This is a genomic window from Rhodanobacter sp. TND4EL1 (assembly GCF_054061035.1).
Genome location: NZ_JBSSDT010000003.1, coordinates 150,667 through 165,872 on the forward strand (window position 1 = coordinate 150,667; position 15,206 = coordinate 165,872).

Sequence of the window (15,206 nt, forward strand, 5' to 3'; positions counted from 1 at the left end):
GAAATCATCGGCACAGGATAGGGCGCGCCGAAGCCTGGTCAACCTCGGACCTTCCGGGCGGACGGCGGGACGTTAGGCGTAGGATGGCGGAAAGTTTGGGGGCAGCATGCGATGAAGACGGACTTCCTCGATGGCGGTGGCGAGATGGGGGCGCTGATGCGCGCGCATCCGTGGGCGCAGTCGCTGCCCGGCGCGATCGAGCAATGGCCCGATACCCTGCGTACCGTGGTCAGCCTGATGCTGAATTCACCGTTCCCGATGTTCCTGTTGTGGGGGGCGCAGCGCATCTGTTTGTACAACGATGGCTACATACCGATCCTTGGCAAGCGCCATCCGGCGGCACTGGCGGCGCCCTATCAACAGACATGGCCGGAAATCTGGAACGAGATCAGCCCGCTGATCGATCAGGCCTATTTCGGCACGCCGACGTTCTTCGAGAATTTTCCGTTGCGGATCGAACGCAATGGCACGCCCGAACAGGCCTATTTCACCTTCTCGTATTCGCCGCTGCGCGGCCCGCACGGCCGGATCGAAGGGATGTTCTGCGCCTGCAGCGAAACCACCGCGCAGCTGCACTCGGAGATCTCGCTGCGCAACAACGAGGCGCACTGGCGCGGTCTGTTCGAGAACATGCAGGAAGGTTTCTTCGTGGCCGAGGCCGTCCGCGACGGGCAGGGCGCGATCGTCGACTTCCGTTTCATCGAGGTCAATCCCGCGTTCGAAATCCAGACCGGGTTGGCGTCCAGCGCCGCCCCCGGACGCACGCTTCGCGACATGCTGCCTGCCATACCGGAGGCGTTGATCCGCGCCTACGCGCAGGTAGTGGAGGGCGGCCAGCCCAGTCAGTTCGAAATCGACCTCGGTTCCGCCTACGGGCGTTGGTACGAGGTGCGCGCCCGGCTGGCCGAGAGTCCGGAACGGATTGCCGTGCTGTTCCTGGATATTTCCGCGCGCAAGCAGGCCGAGCAGGCCTTGAGCCGGAGTGAGGCAAGCTTCCGCGGATTGGCCCAGACCATGCCCAACCAGGCGTGGACGGCCCGAGTAGATGGCCGCCTGGACTGGTTCAACGACCGTGTCTACGAGTACACGGGGCTGGGTTACGACGACTTGAAGGACGATCGCTGGGGCTGCATCGTGCATCCGGAGGATCTGCCCTCGGCGGCGGCCGGCTGGGTGCAGGCAGTTGCGGGCGGCAACCCCTACCAGGCGGAATTTCGCCTGCGTCGCGCCGACGGCGTCTACTGCTGGCATATCGCACGGGCGATGCCGCTGCGGGACGGCGGCGGCAGCATTGAACACTGGATCGGTACCAATACCGACATCGAAGCGCAGAAGCGCGCCGCTGAATTGCTGGAACTGCGTATCGCCGAGCGGAGCCGCGAGCTGGAAAAGACGCATGAAGAGCTGCGTCAGTCACAGAAGATGGAGGCCGTGGGGCAATTGACCGGCGGCATCGCCCATGACTTCAACAACCTGCTGACCGGCGTGATCGGCGGACTGGAAATGATGCAGACGCGCCTGGCCCAGGGCCGTCACGAGGACGCCGAGCGCTGCGCGGGTCTGGCCATGCACTCGGCGCAACGGGCGGCATCGCTGACGCACCGCCTGCTGGCTTTCTCGCGCCGGCAACCGCTGGAGCCACGGGTGGTTTGCATCAATGCGCTGGTGGCATCAATGCGCGAGTTGATCGATCGCACGGTCGGCCCGGGGATCCAGCTCCAGGTGAACACAGCAGGCAACGCCTGGCCCAGCCATTGCGACCTGAACCAGCTGGAAAACACCTTGCTCAACCTGGTCATCAACGCCCGCGATGCGATGCCCCGGGGCGGTGTGTTGACGATCGCGACACGCAATGCGTCGGTCGTGGCCGACGCGCTGATCGCGGGTGAACCGGGGCCGGGTGACTATGTCTGCCTGATGGTCAGCGACAGCGGTGTCGGCATGGCGCCGGACACCCTGGCCCGTGTATTCGAGCCGTTCTACACCACCAAGCCCGCTGGTCAGGGCACCGGCCTGGGTCTGTCGATGGTTTACGGGTTCGCGCGCCAATCGGGTGGCTTTGTGCGGATCGACAGCGAACTGGGCGTGGGTACCACGGTGAGGCTGTACCTGCCGCGCTGCCATGCCGTGCTGGCTGATCCGGCGGAGCCCGTCGATGCCGACCACCAGCACGGCGTCACGCCGCGAACCGTGCTGGTGGTCGATGACGAAGCGCATGTACGCGAACTGGTGGTGACCCTGCTTGGCGATCAGGGGCATCACTGTCTGGAAGCGGAGGATGGTCCCGGTGGTCTGGCGGTGGTCAGCTCGCTGGAGCAACCACTCGACCTGCTGATCACCGACGTGGGTCTGCCCGGCTTCAATGGCCGCGAACTGGCGGCGCAGGCGCGTGTCCCGTGCCCGAACCTCAAGGTACTGTTCATCACCGGCTACGCCAGCGACGCGATCTTTGACGTCGAGCCCGGCTCCGGCATGGAGCTGCTCAACAAGCCGTTCACCATGGCCGAACTGAGCCGCCGCGTCGCCCACCTCACCCGCACCGGCTGAGCCATCTGGCGCGTGGTCGTGCTTGCTGGCAGACTCCTGCTTGAACAGGGGAGTACGCGCGTGTCACCAATCGCCGCCAGACGGGTTTTGGTCGTCGAAGACGATCCAATCGTGGCCATGCTGGTCGAAGACATCGTGCGCGACATGGGGCATGAGGTGTCCATCAACCTCACGCTCGAACACGCCCAGTTCGAGATCGAGGATGGCCAGGTCGACGCCGTGTTGCTGGACATGCAGTTGCGTGGCGAGGATGCGCGTCCGATCCTGCTCGATCTGCTGGCGCGCAATATCCCGTTCATGGTGTTGTCCGGTTCCGACCAGAGCGCGTTGAAAGGCGAGTTTCCGGGTATCCGCGTGCTGGCCAAGCCTTTCGGCAAGACCGATCTCGAGGCCGCGGTGCGCAATCTGCTGGCCTGACCGCCCGCCTCAGTCCGCCGCCACGCAACGCCCCTGCGCCCAGGCGCGCAGCGCGTCCACTTGCTCGCGCATCAGCACCGACAGCGGGCGAGTTTGTGCCAGCGCGTTGAGCAGGGTTGACTGGTCCGGTGGCGTGCCGTTGCCGGCGGCGTCGTACAGCGCGCTGACGACGGTCTGCTCGATCTCGGCGCCGGAGAAGCCGTCACTGGCGGCGGCCAGCGCGGGCAGGTCGAAGGTGGCGGGGTCGAGTTGGCGGCGGGCCAGATGCATCGCGAAGATGGCCTCGCGCACGGATGGTGCGGGCAGGTCGACGAAGAAGATCTCGTCGAAGCGGCCCTTGCGCAGCAGCTCGGCGGGCAGTTCCTGCACCGCGTTGGCGGTGGCCACCACGAACACCTTGGCCTTGCGTTCGGCCATCCAGGTCAGCAGGTAGCCAAGCACGCGGCGTGACACGCCGCCGTCATCGCCACCACCGGCCAGGCCCTTCTCGATCTCGTCGATCCACAACACGCACGGCGACAGCAGCTCGGTGCTGGCCAGCGCCTCGCGCAGGTTCTTTTCGGTCTCGCCCTGGTACTTGTTGTACAGCGTGCCGAAATCCAGTCGCACCAGCGGCACGCCGAAGCCGCCGGCGATCGCCTTCGCTGCCAGGCTTTTGCCGCAGCCCTGCACGCCCAGCAGCAGCACGCCCTTGGGCGGATCCAGTGCGGGATCCGGCGCGGCGGCAAGGAATACCGCGCGGCGGCGCTGCACCCATTCGCGCACGCGGCTGACGCCGGCGATGTCGGCGAAGCTGGCGGTGGCGTATTCGTAGTGCAGCAGACCGGAGCGGTTGAGCAGGTCGAATTTCGACTGCATCAGCACTGGCAGATCCTGCGGCCCGAGTGCGCCGTCGTTGTAGATCAGCTTGCGCACGATGCGTCGCGCATCCGGCGCGGTCAGTCCGAGCAGGTTGCGCACGATGGTGCGTGCGGCATCGTTGTCCACCTCCACCTTGCGGTTCTGTTCGCGCTGCCACGCCACCGCCTCGCCGCGCAGGATGCCCGCCAGCTCCTTCAGGTCAGGCAGGGACAGCGGCACGCGGAGGGCGAGCGCCTCCAGTTCCTCGGGCAGTTCCACCTTGGCGCCGACCAGCACGATGGTGTGTGCGGCCGAACGCTGGCGCTGCACGATCTCTCGCATCTGGCGCAGGCTCATCGCGTAGCGCAGCAGGCTGTGGAAATCGAACATCAGGTAGATGCCACGGTCGCCCTGCGCGCGGATCGCGTCTAGGGTGGCGGTGGCATCGGGCGCAATCTCACCGTCGAGCTGGGCGAAATCGAGCCGGCGCAGACCGTCGGTCAGCGTCCAGCACCACAGCGGGTGCAGCGCCTGCGCGATCACGTGGCGGAAGCACTCGATCACGCGCTGCTCATCCACCGTCTCGATCACCAGCAGTGGCGTGGCCGCGCGCACCAGCGTGGTGAGATCCTGCAATTCGCTCATGTGTCCCCCTCGGAGAACGCAAGTTTACAGAGCATCGAGGCTTCTGGCTTCACGCGCGCCGGTATACGCTGGGGCTTCCGCACGCTGAAGGAATGCTGTCATGCGCCTGCTGCTGTCGTTGTTGCTGGTGGTTTCGTCGTTGCCCGCGCTGGCGGCGTCGAAGCTGGACAAACTGGTCGTGCCGCAAGGGTTTCATATCGCGCTCTATTCCGACCGGGTGCCGAATGCCCGCGAGATGGCGGTGGGCGCGAAGGGCACGGTGTTCGTCGGCTCCTCCGACGCCGGCAAGGTCTATGCGCTGACCGACAGCAACGGCGATGGCGTGGCCGACCGGGTGCGGGTGATCGCCAGCGGGCTGCAACTGCCGATGGGCGTGGCCTTCCATGATGGCAACCTGTACGTGTCGGCGGTCAGCCGGATCCTGGTATTCCGCGATATCGAGCAACACCTGGACGCGCCACCCAAGCCCGAGCTGGTCACCGACAAGCTGCCCACGGAAACCCATCACGGCGGCAAGTTCCTGGCCTTCGGACCCGACGGCAAGCTGTATGTGCCGATCGGTGCGCCGTGCAATATCTGCGATCCGGGACCGGACCACGGCAAGCTGATCCGCATGAATGCCGATGGCAGCGACTGGGAAAATGTCGCCCGCGGCATTCGCAACACGGTCGGTTTCGACTGGCAGCCCGGCAGCGGTCGGCTATGGTTCACCGACAACGGCCGCGACCTGCTCGGCGACGATATCCCCAGTGACGAGTTGAACGAGATCACCGGGCCGAACCAGCATTTCGGCTATCCCTACTGTCATCAGGGCGACCTGCTCGATCCCGATGTCGGCAAGGGCAAGAGCTGCAAGGATTTCACGCCGCCGGTGCTGAAGCTGGGTGCCCATGTCGCCTCGCTGGGGATGCGCTTCTACAGCGGCAAGCAGTTCCCGGCCAGCTATCGCGGCGCGATCCTGGTGGCCGAGCACGGCTCGTGGAATCGCACGCGGAAATCGGGTTACCGGGTCATGGCGGTGCGCCTGAATGGCAGCAGGGTCGTCGCCTACCAACCGTTCATCACCGGCTTCATGCATGACGAGACCGCGTGGGGCCGCCCGGTCGATGTGCAGCCATTGCCCGACGGCAGCGTGCTGGTCAGCGATGACCTGGCCGGCGCGGTCTACCGCGTGACCTACCAACCGTAACCGTTCCCCGTTCTCCGTTCCCGAGGTCATCCCATGCAACTACGCAGCGACAGCTTTGCCAGTGGTCAGCCGATTCCCGCCCGCTTTGCCTTCGGCAAGCCCGGGGAACCGGTGGCCTTGTCCGACAATCACAGTCCGCAGCTGGCCTGGTCGAATGCGCCATCGGCCGCGCGTTCCTTCGTGCTCACCTGCATCGACCCGGACGTGCCCAGTCGCGGCGACGACGTGAATCAGGCCGGCCGCACGGTACCGGCGGAGCTGCCGCGGGTGGAGTTCGTGCACTGGTTGATGGCCAACATTCCGGCGGAATGCGGCGAGCTTTCCGCCGGTGCATGCAGCGACGCCATCACCCCGCGCGGCAAGCGTGAACCGTTCGGCCCGCCCGGCAGCGTGCAGGGCGTGAACGACTTCACCGGCTGGTTCAGCGCCGATCCGGCCATGGGCGGTGAATATCTGGGTTACGACGGCCCGTGTCCGCCCTGGAACGACGCGCTGCTGCACCACTACCACTTCACCGTCTACGCACTGGACGTGGCCACGCTGCCACTGGTTCGGGGGTTTTCACTGGCGGATCTGCGCGCGGCCATGGCCGGCCACGTGCTGGAGCAGGCGGAGCTGATCGGTACCTACACCCTGAATCCGCGTGTGGCGGCATGAACCGGCGCGGCGCCGAACGTCGGCGCCGCGTGCACGTGGGGCGTCGTTGTCTTCACACCGGCAAGGCATCCGCTGTGGGTGAATAGCGGCACGCGGAATCTCCGCGGGCACGTCTTCCCCCACAAGAGGATTCCACCATGCTTCACTACGCCCTGGTTTTCCTGGTCATCGCCATCATTGCCGCCGTGCTCGGTTTTGGCGGCATCGCCGGCGCCGCTGCCGGCATCGCGAAGATCCTTTTCGTCATCTTCCTGATCCTGGCGATCATCGCCTTTTTCCGCCGCGCCAGTTGACCGCTCGCAGCAGCCATAACGAGCGCCATACTGTGTCTTTCCGGAGCAAGCAATGAACAAGCAAGTCAGCAGCACCGAACCGGTTGTCGGCGATCGCATTGACGATCGCGCAGATCGGATCAAGCAGGCCACCTCGGCGGCCGTCGCCACCACCAAGGACAGCGTGGATCGCGCCGCCGACCATGTCGAGGAAGGGCTGCATCGGGCCACCGACAAGGCGGCCGATGCGGCGCACAAGGCCAGCGACAAGGCGGCCGAAGTGAGCGAACGCAGCCGCGAGATGTACGACCAGACCATGGATCGTGCCGACGAGTGGCTGGAACAGGCCCGTGACTACGTGCGCGAGAAGCCGGTGCAGTCGGTCGCCATCGCGTTGGGCGCCGGCTGGTTGCTTGGCCGCATTCTGCGACGGTGAGCAGGCAAGGCACGGCGGAGCCGTCCATGCACGCTGACGGAACATCGACCCACGCCACGGCGGCGCCGGACCCGGCGCCGCCGTCGTCTGGTCTGCTGGCGGAGCTGGGCCAGTTCGGCCGGGCCATGCGGCGCCTGTTTGGCGCCCAGCTGGAACTGCTCGCCGCCGAGCTGGGGCTGGCCCGCAGCTCGGTGTCCTGGATGCTGATGGCCGGACTGGCTGCCACGGTTGCCGGGGTGGGTCTTGGCCTGACCTTGCTGGGACTGGTGGGAGTGATGCTGGCGGCTTGGTGGGGCTCATGGATCTGGGCGCTGCTGGGGCTGGCCGTGTTGCAGCTGCTGTTCCTGTTGGGTGCGATCCTGCTGTTCCGACGTTGCATGCACTGGATGAGTCTGCCCGCCACCCGCCACCAGTGGGGAGCGTTGATGCAGGAAACGTTGCACCCGGCCGAGCCTGCCGCCAGTGCGCGGGCGGAGTCCGATCAGTCAAAGGGGGGAACATCATGAGTCTGTTCAATCGCGTGGCCAGGGTGAAAGCCGCCCAATTACGCATGGAGCTGGCCCGGCATGAGGTTGCCAGGCCGGCATCGAACTTGCTCGCCCGCGGCCGCGAGCACCCGCTGACCACGGTGGGCATGGCTGCTGGCGCCGGGGTGGTGCTGGGTTCACTGAACGTGCACCCGTTGCGCGTGCCGGGGCTGGGTTCGCTGTTGAGCGGCGGCTTCGCCGAGGTGGTGGCACAGGGTACCCGCCTGGCGGCTGAGTTCGCTGAAACCACGATGGCGGCACGCGCCGCGACCGGAGCAGGTGAGCCTGGCGAATCGGCATGACCGCCCCCGATCCGTCGCCGGCGCTGACGCCGGACGCGCCGCTGACGGTTGCCGAGCAGGCGATCACGTCCGACGAAGTGGATGCATCCGGTGAGCCGGAGCCCTCCCCGCTGCGTCGACGCAACCCGGTGCTGGGCATTCGTCGACATCTGCGCGCGATCCGGCTGGTGTTCAACGTCCTGCTTCTGCTGGCCCTGCTCTATACCATCACGCTGACCAAGGCGTTGCTGATACCGCTGGTGCTGGCCGCGTTCATCGGCCTGGCGCTGAACCCGCTGGTTGCGTTCGGCAGCCGCTTGCGGATGCCACGCGCGCTCACCGCCATCGTGTTGATGATCGCGTTGATCAGCGGCATCGGCACTGGCGTCGGCCTGCTCGCGCAACCGGCCATCGGCTGGTTCCATGGCGCGCCCACCGCGATCAAGAGCTTCGTGCCGAAACTGCGCAGCGTCACCAAGCCGCTGGAGGCTGCCAACCGGGCCACCCAGACGCTGGTCAGCGGCACCACTCGTGCCCAGGTTCCGCAATCCGCACCGATGTCGATCACCGCGTGGGACGTGGTGTCCACCGCGCCGAAGGTCCTGGCCGCCGTGCTGAGCGTGTTGCTGCTGGTGTTCTTCTTCCTGATCTACGGCGACACGATGCTGCGCCGGCTGGTCGAGATCGCCCCCAGTTTTGCCTACAAGCGGCATGCGGTATCGATCGTGCGCGGCATCCAGACCGAGATCTCGCGCTACCTGCTCACCGCGCTGCTGATCAACGCCAGCCTCGGCGCGATCACCGCCTGCATGCTGTGGCTGTACAAGGTGCCCGATCCGATGCTGTGGGGCGCCGTGGCGATGTTCGCCAACTTCATTCCTTACGTCGGCGCCATGGTCACCACCACTCTGCTGGCGGTGGTATGCATGCTCTACGCCAACGACGCCAGCCTGGAAGTGTTCCTGCCCGTGCTGACTTTCGCCGGCATCACCGCGGTGGAAGGCAATCTGATCACGCCGCTGATCCAGGGCGCCAGCATGCGCCTCAGCCCGATCGCGATCCTGCTGTGGCTGCTGGTGTGGGGCTGGTTGTGGGGCATTCCCGGCGCACTGCTTGCCGTACCCATGCTGACTTGCACCAAGCTGATCTGCGAGCGCGTGCGCGGCTGGGAATGGTTCGCGGTGATCGTTTCGCGCTAGGCAAGGGCAGCGGGGCAAGACTCAGCGCACGGCAGCGACTCCCGAGCAGGCCTCATCGGCACACGCCTGCCAGCCGCCGCCGAGCGACTTGTACAGTGCGACGGCGCGGGTATTGATCGCCGCTTCGGCCTGAGCCAGGTCGTCCTCGGCGGCAAGCTGGGTGCGCTCGGCATCAAGCAGTTCGAGGAAGCCGGTGGCGCCTTCCTGGTAGCGGACGCGCGCCAGGTCGGCGGCGCGCCTGCTCTGCGTGCCCTGTTCGATCAGGTGATTGACGCGGATGCGCTGCTGGTTGAAACCGGTGACCGCGTTGTCGATGTCCTCGATCGCTTCCAGCACGGTGCGCTGGTAGTTCGCCTGCGCCGCGTCAGTGCGTGCTTCGCTGGCGTGCAGGTTCGCCCGCACGCGCTGCACGTTGAGGCCGGGCCAACTGATGCTGGGCGCCAGCGTCCATGCCCGCGTCGACGGGCTGCCGAAGTCATTGCTGCGGCCGGACAGGAAGCCGAAGAAACCTCCCAGCGTGATGTGCGGGAAGAAATCCGCCTTGGCTACGCCGATGCGCGCGTTGGCGGCGGCGTATTCGCGTTCGGCCATCCGGACGTCCGGACGGCGTGACAGCACGTCGCCGGCGTCACCGATCGGCAAGCTGGTGGCAATCGGCGTGAAGCTTTTCGGCGACACGTCGATGTCGAGCTCACCCGGTCGTTCACCCAGCAGCACCGCCAGTCGGTATTCGCCAGCGCTGACCTGGGTCTGCAGCACTGGCAGCTGCGCCAGCACGGCAGCGAGGCGGGCCTTCGCACTGGCTACATCCTGCTCGGAGCCGGCGCCGAGCTGCTGGCGCACTTCGGTCAGGTGCAGGGTCTGGCGCTGGTTCTCGATGTCGCGTTGGGCGATATCCAGCCGTGACTGGCTGCCGCGCAGCTCGAAATAATTGCGTGCCACCTCGGCCAGCAGGCTGACCTGGGCATCGTGCAAGGCGGCTTCGCTGGCGCCGAGGTCGGCACCAGCGGCCTCCACCGAACGGCGCACGCCGCCAAACAGGTCCAGCTCCCACGAGGCGTCGAAGCCGGCCTGGTAGGTGGTCACCGTGCTGCGCTGGGTGCTGAAGCCCGGTTGCTGGCCGCGGCTGCGGGTGTAGTTCACGTCGGTGTCGATCGTCGGCAGCTGGTCGGACCTGGCACCGCTGAGCAGCGCGCGCGATTCGTGCAGTCGCGCCACCGCGATGCGCAGGTCCAGATTGTTCGCCGCGGCGTGCTGGATCAATGCGTCCAGCACGGGATCGTTGAACTGCTTCCACCACGCGGCCTGGAACTGCGCGTTGTTCTCCTGCGCGGCGTCCAGTCCCTGCAGTTGCGGCGCCGCGATCTTCGCGGCCTGATAGTTCGGTCCCACGCTGGCACAGCCGGCGAGGGCCAGGGCCGTGGCGAGCGCGGCCATCTTCAGCATCGTTTTCATCAGTGGTTCTCCAGCGCCGGCAGGGCGTGCGCGGCGGCGCGTTCGGCTGCACGCGCCTCGCGACGTTCGACCAGGGCGCGAATGAGGACATAGAACAGCGGCGTGTAGATCAAGCCGAAGATGGTCACGCCGAGCATGCCGGCGAACACCGCCACGCCCATCGCATGGCGCATCTCGGCACCAGCGCCGTGCGAGGTCACCAGTGGCACCACGCCCATGATGAAGGCGAACGAGGTCATCAGGATCGGGCGCAGTCGCAGCTTGGCCGCCTCCAGCACCGCGTCATGACGGCTCATGCCTTCATGCTGGCGTTCGCGGGCGAATTCGACGATCAGAATGGCGTTCTTGCACGCCAGTCCGACCAGCACGATCAATCCGATCTGGGTGAAGATGTTGTTGTCGCCACCGGAGAGCCACACGCCGGCGATCGCGGACAACAGCACCATCGGCACGATCAGGATCACCGCCAGCGGCAGCGACCAGCTTTCGTACAGCGACGACAGCACCAGGAACACCAGCAGCACGCACAACGGGAACACCAGGATTGCGGTGTTGCCGGCGAGGATCTGCTGGTAGGTCAGCTCGGTCCACTCGAAGCTGATGCCGTTGGGCAGGTTGTCCTTCCCCAGTTTCTCCATCGCCGCCTGCGCCTGGCCGGAACTGAAGCCCGGCGCGGGGCCGCCATTGATCTCGGCGGTGGGGTAACCGTTGTAGTGCTGCACGCGATCCGGGCCGGCACCGTGCTGCACGGTGACGAACGAGCCCAGTGGCACCATCTGGCCCTGCGCGTTGCGCGTCTTCAGTTGCAGGATGTCCTCGGGCGAATGGCGGAACGCCGGGTCAGCCGAGACGTTCACCTGGTAGGTGCGGCCGAAACGGTTGAAGTCGTTGACGTAGAGCGAGCCCATGTATGCCTGCATGGTCTGGTAGACATCGCCCAGATTCACGCCCTCGGCCTTGGCCTTCTCGCGGTTCACGTCGGCATCCACCTGCGGCACGCTGACCTGGAAGCTGGAGAACAGGCCGGCCAGTGCAGGCTCCTTGCGGCTGGCGGCGATCAGGTTCTGCGTCTGCTGGTACAGCTCGTCGAACCCGCGATCACTGCGATCCTCGATCTGCAGGCGGAAGCCGCCGATCGTGCCCAGACCCATCACCGGCGGCGGCGGGAACACCGCGATGTACGCATCCTGGATTGCGCCGAATTTCTGGTTCAACGCACCGGCAATCGCGCCGGCCGAAAGATCGGCGCCGCGACGGTCCTCGAACGGCTTCAGCGTGACGAACACGATGCCGGAGTTGGTCGAGTTGGTGAAACCATTGATCGACAGGCCGGGGAATGCGACGGCATGTTCCACGCCAGGCTGCTTCAACGCGATCGCGCTCATCCGCTCGATGACATTCTCGGAACGGTCCAGCGACGATGCGTCGGGCAGCTGCGCGAACGCCACCAGATACTGCTTGTCCTGGCCCGGCACGAAACCGGTCGGCACATGCGAGAAGCCGAACCACGTCAGCGCGATCAGGCCGGCATAGAGCACCAGTGCCAGCTTGCCCTTGCCGATGACGCGCTTGACGCCACCGACGTAGCGATCCGAGCCGCGATGGAACATCCGGTTGAACGGACGGAACAGCCAGCCGAACGCGCGATCGATGCCGCGGGTGAGGCGGTCTTTCGGCGCGTCGTGGCCTTTCAGCAATACCGCGGCCAGCGCCGGGCTCAGGGTCAGCGAGTTGAACGCGGAGATCACCGTGGAGATCGCGATGGTCAGCGCGAACTGGCGGTAGAACTGGCCGGTGAGGCCGCTGACGAAGGCGGTCGGGATGAATACCGCGCACAGCACCAGCGCGGTGGCCACGATCGGCCCGGTGACTTCATGCATCGCCTTGCGCGTGGCGTTTCGCGGTGACTCACCCAGTTCGATGTGCCGCTCGACGTTCTCCACCACCACGATCGCGTCGTCGACCACGATGCCGATCGCCAGCACCAGCCCGAACAGGCTCAGTGCATTGAGCGAAAAGCCGGCCAGATACATCACCGCGAACGTGCCGATCAGCGACACCGGCACCGCCACCAGCGGGATGATCGAGGCGCGCCAGGTCTGCAGGAACAGGATCACCACCAGCACCACCAGCAGGATCGCTTCCAGCAGGGTATGCGCCACCGCCTCGATCGAGCCGCGCACGAACACCGTCGGGTCATAGACGATGCTGTAGTCGACGCCTTGCGGGAAATCCTTTTTCAGCTGCGCCATGGTGGCGCGCACTTCGTCGGAGATCTGGATCGCGTTGGAGCCCGGTCGGGCGAAGATCGGCAGCGCTACCGCCGGCTTGTTGTCGAGCAGGCTGCGCAGCGCGTAGCTGTTCGAGCCGAGGTCGATTTTCGCCACGTCGCCGAGATGCGTCACGCCGCCATTGGCATCGGTGCGCACGATGATGTTGCGGAAGTCATCCTCGCTGACCAGCCGGCCGCGCGTGTTGATGTTGAGCTGGAACGCGGCACTGCCCGGACCGGGCGGCGCATTCAGCGCGCCGGCGGCGACCTGCACGTTCTGCTCGCGGATCGCGTTGATCACGTCGCCGGTAGTCAGCGAGCGCTGCGCCAGCTTCTGCGGATCCAGCCACACGCGCATGGAGTATTCGCCGGCGCCGAAGATCTGCACGTCGCCCACGCCGTTGAGGCGGCCCAGCACATCCTTCACGTGCAATCGCGCGTAGTTCGACAGGTACAGCATGTCGTAGCGCTGATCGGGCGAGGTGAGATGCACCACCATGGTCAGGTCGGGCGAGCTCTTCTGCGTGGTCACGCCGAGCCGCTGCACTTCCTCGGGCAGTTTCGGCAGCGCCTGGGCCACCCGGTTCTGCACGTCGACCTGGGCGTCGTTGAGGTTGGTGCCCAGCGCGAACGTGACGGTGAGCGTGAGCGCGCCGTCGCTGGTCGCCTGCGAGGAGGTGTACAGCATGCCTTCGGCGCCGTTGATCTGTTCTTCCAGCGGCGTGGCGACAGTCTGGGCGATCACCTTCGGGTTGGCGCCGGGATAGCTCGCGTGCACCACGACAGTCGGCGGCACCACTTCGGGGTACTCGCTGATCGGCAGCTGGAACACCGCAATCGAGCCGGTGATCACGAACAGCAACGACAACACGGCGGCCATGATCGGTCGGTCGACGAAGAATTGGGCGATGTTTTTCATGCAATGCATCCTCGACGAAGCGCGCTTCGCGGCTTCGGTCTCTCGTTGCTCCTCCCCCTGCTCGGCAGCGGGAGGTTGGAAGGGGGTAACACTCTTGCGACCGGTTTCAGGCGGGCCGGATGACTTCATCCCTCCCCGCCCCCGCAAGGCGATTTTCTTCGGTCGCGGGGCGTGGTCAGCCTTGCGGTGTCTTTGGCGGCACCCTGTTCGCCTGTGCCGTCCGCGAATCGGCGTCCGGCCCATCGCCACGCTCGACCAGCGCCTTGTCGGTCGCGTCCAGCCGGTAGCTCATTGCCACCTTCTGCGGATTCACCTCGACCCCGGGACGCACGCGCTGCAGGCCGTTCACCACCACCACGTCATTGGCGGTCAGGCCGCTGTCGACCACGCGCAGGCCATGCACCAGCGGGCCGGTGTCCACCTTGCGGTATTGCACCTTGTGATCCTTGTCGACCACGTAAACGAACTGATTGCCCAGGTCGGTGCCGATCGCGCGGTCATCGACCAGCACGCGCGACTTCACCTGGCCGCTCTGCAACTGCACGCGGGCGTACAAGCCCGGCGTGTACAGGCTGTCGGTGTTGTCGAACACCGCGCGCAGGCGCATCGTGCCGGAGCCGGTGTGCAGCTGGTTGTCGACGAAGTCGAGACGACCCTCATGCGGATAACCGGACTCGTCGGCCAGGCCCATCGCCGCCTCGATCCGCGCACTGCGGCCGGCCTGCTTCGCACTGGCGCGCAGGTGGTCGAGCTTGAGCCAGGTCTGTTCGTCGACGTCGAAATAGACGTAAACAGGGTTGACCGACACCACGCTGGTCAGCACGTTGCTGCTGGTGACCAGGTTGCCGGGGGTGACCTGGGCATTGCTGACGCGGCCGTTGATCGGCGAACGGACCTTGGTGAAATCCAGGTTCAGCCGTGCGGCGGCCAGCGCGGCGGTGGCGGCGCCCAACTGGGCCCGGGCGCTTTGTGCCGTGGTGCTCTGGCGGTCGGCTTCCTGTTGCGCAATCGCATGCTGGGCCAGGAGCATCCCGGCGCGGCGCTGATTGGTTTCCGCCAGGCTAAGCTCGGCCCTGGCCTGCGCCTGGTTGGCGACCAGGCGGTCAACCTCTGCCTGATACGGGCGGGCGTCGAGCTGGAACAGCACGTCGCCCTTGTGTACCAGCGCACCTTCCTCAAAGTGCACCGAGTCCACGAAACCGCCGACCCGCGGCTGCACCTGAGCGGTGTTCACCGCCTCCAGCCGGCCAGTGAATTCCGCGCTGTCGCTGACCTTGCGCGACAGCGCCTGCGCCACCGTGACCTCGGGCGGCGGCCCGCCGGCCGGGCTTTGCGCGTGGCTGTCACCGCCATGCAGGAGGACCCAGCTGCCCAGTACGGCAACAGCGATCAGGGGGACCAGCACCCATTGCTTTTTCATCTCGTGCTCCCAAAACCTTGGTAGCCGGGGAGGGGGCTCCCGGCGAAGGGCTGAGAGAATAGGTGTACTTTGCGGTATAGAAAATCCGTGTCTTGCGCACTACACTCGTGCGCCACAGTCACGAATCGAC

The 15,206-nt window shown here is 66.1% G+C and carries 13 protein-coding genes; 9 read left to right on the top strand and 4 right to left on the bottom strand.

The features are described 5' to 3' along the window. Positions 1-111 precede the first annotated feature (111 nt). Together ACVWWQ_RS12500 and ACVWWQ_RS12505 are read left to right on the top strand one after the other, a co-directional pair. Positions 112-2,547 carry a hybrid sensor histidine kinase/response regulator gene (locus tag ACVWWQ_RS12500; RefSeq protein ID WP_133949026.1) on the top strand — a complete coding sequence of 812 codons (2,436 nt, stop codon included), beginning with the start codon at positions 112-114 and terminating at the stop codon, positions 2,545-2,547. 60 nt (positions 2,548-2,607) lie between these two features. After that, a complete protein-coding gene (locus ACVWWQ_RS12505; RefSeq protein ID WP_457383420.1) occupies positions 2,608-2,964 on the top strand; it encodes a response regulator in 357 nt (118 codons plus the stop codon). 9 nt (positions 2,965-2,973) lie between these two features. Here ACVWWQ_RS12505 and ACVWWQ_RS12510 read toward each other — a convergent pair whose 3' ends face one another. Continuing rightward, positions 2,974-4,449 carry an AAA family ATPase gene (locus ACVWWQ_RS12510; protein ID WP_133949024.1) on the bottom strand — a complete coding sequence of 492 codons (1,476 nt, stop codon included), beginning with the start codon at positions 4,447-4,449 and terminating at the stop codon, positions 2,974-2,976. Between the two features lie 100 nt (positions 4,450-4,549). Here ACVWWQ_RS12510 and ACVWWQ_RS12515 point away from each other — a divergent pair, with 100 nt between their 5' ends. The 7 genes from ACVWWQ_RS12515 (at position 4,550) to ACVWWQ_RS12545 (ending at position 9,010) form a co-directional block, all read left to right on the top strand. Then, positions 4,550-5,638: a DUF7133 domain-containing protein gene (locus tag ACVWWQ_RS12515; protein WP_133949022.1), complete on the top strand. Its 1,089-nt coding sequence runs from the start codon at positions 4,550-4,552 to the stop codon at positions 5,636-5,638. 33 nt (positions 5,639-5,671) lie between these two features. After that, entirely contained in the window at positions 5,672-6,295 is a 624-nt protein-coding gene (locus ACVWWQ_RS12520) for a YbhB/YbcL family Raf kinase inhibitor-like protein (RefSeq protein WP_133949020.1), read from the top strand. Between the two features lie 137 nt (positions 6,296-6,432). Further along, the gene (locus tag ACVWWQ_RS12525; protein ID WP_007809737.1) at positions 6,433-6,588 is read left to right on the top strand and encodes a DUF1328 domain-containing protein; all 156 of its coding nucleotides are present in this window, start codon (positions 6,433-6,435) and stop codon (positions 6,586-6,588) included. 52 nt (positions 6,589-6,640) lie between these two features. Continuing rightward, on the top strand, positions 6,641-7,003 hold the full coding sequence (locus tag ACVWWQ_RS12530; RefSeq protein ID WP_099653230.1) for a glycine zipper domain-containing protein: 363 nt from the start codon (positions 6,641-6,643) through the stop codon (positions 7,001-7,003). A 26-nt stretch (positions 7,004-7,029) separates the two neighbouring features. Further along, positions 7,030-7,509, top strand: a complete 480-nt coding sequence (locus ACVWWQ_RS12535; RefSeq protein ID WP_133949018.1) for an ABC transporter ATP-binding protein — start codon at positions 7,030-7,032, stop codon at positions 7,507-7,509. After that, a complete protein-coding gene (locus ACVWWQ_RS12540) occupies positions 7,506-7,832 on the top strand; it encodes a hypothetical protein (protein ID WP_099653228.1) in 327 nt (108 codons plus the stop codon). Before ACVWWQ_RS12535 ends, ACVWWQ_RS12540 begins: the two co-directional genes overlap by 4 nt. Next, positions 7,829-9,010, top strand: coding sequence for an AI-2E family transporter (locus ACVWWQ_RS12545; protein WP_133949016.1), 1,182 nt, complete (start codon positions 7,829-7,831; stop codon positions 9,008-9,010). The genes ACVWWQ_RS12540 and ACVWWQ_RS12545 overlap by 4 nt, the downstream gene beginning before the upstream one ends. A 21-nt stretch (positions 9,011-9,031) precedes the next feature. Here the strand turns inward: ACVWWQ_RS12545 and ACVWWQ_RS12550 are convergent, their stop codons facing one another. From ACVWWQ_RS12550 to ACVWWQ_RS12560, 3 genes are all read right to left on the bottom strand, one after another. After that, positions 9,032-10,465: a TolC family protein gene (locus ACVWWQ_RS12550; RefSeq protein WP_133949014.1), complete on the bottom strand. Its 1,434-nt coding sequence runs from the start codon at positions 10,463-10,465 to the stop codon at positions 9,032-9,034. After that, positions 10,465-13,656 (bottom strand): multidrug efflux RND transporter permease subunit, encoded by a 3,192-nt coding sequence (locus ACVWWQ_RS12555; RefSeq protein ID WP_133949012.1) that lies wholly within the window; start codon positions 13,654-13,656, stop codon positions 10,465-10,467. The genes ACVWWQ_RS12550 and ACVWWQ_RS12555 overlap by 1 nt, the downstream gene beginning before the upstream one ends. 175 nt (positions 13,657-13,831) lie before the next feature. Further along, positions 13,832-15,076 (bottom strand): efflux RND transporter periplasmic adaptor subunit, encoded by a 1,245-nt coding sequence (locus ACVWWQ_RS12560; protein WP_133949010.1) that lies wholly within the window; start codon positions 15,074-15,076, stop codon positions 13,832-13,834. Positions 15,077-15,206 lie beyond the last annotated feature (130 nt).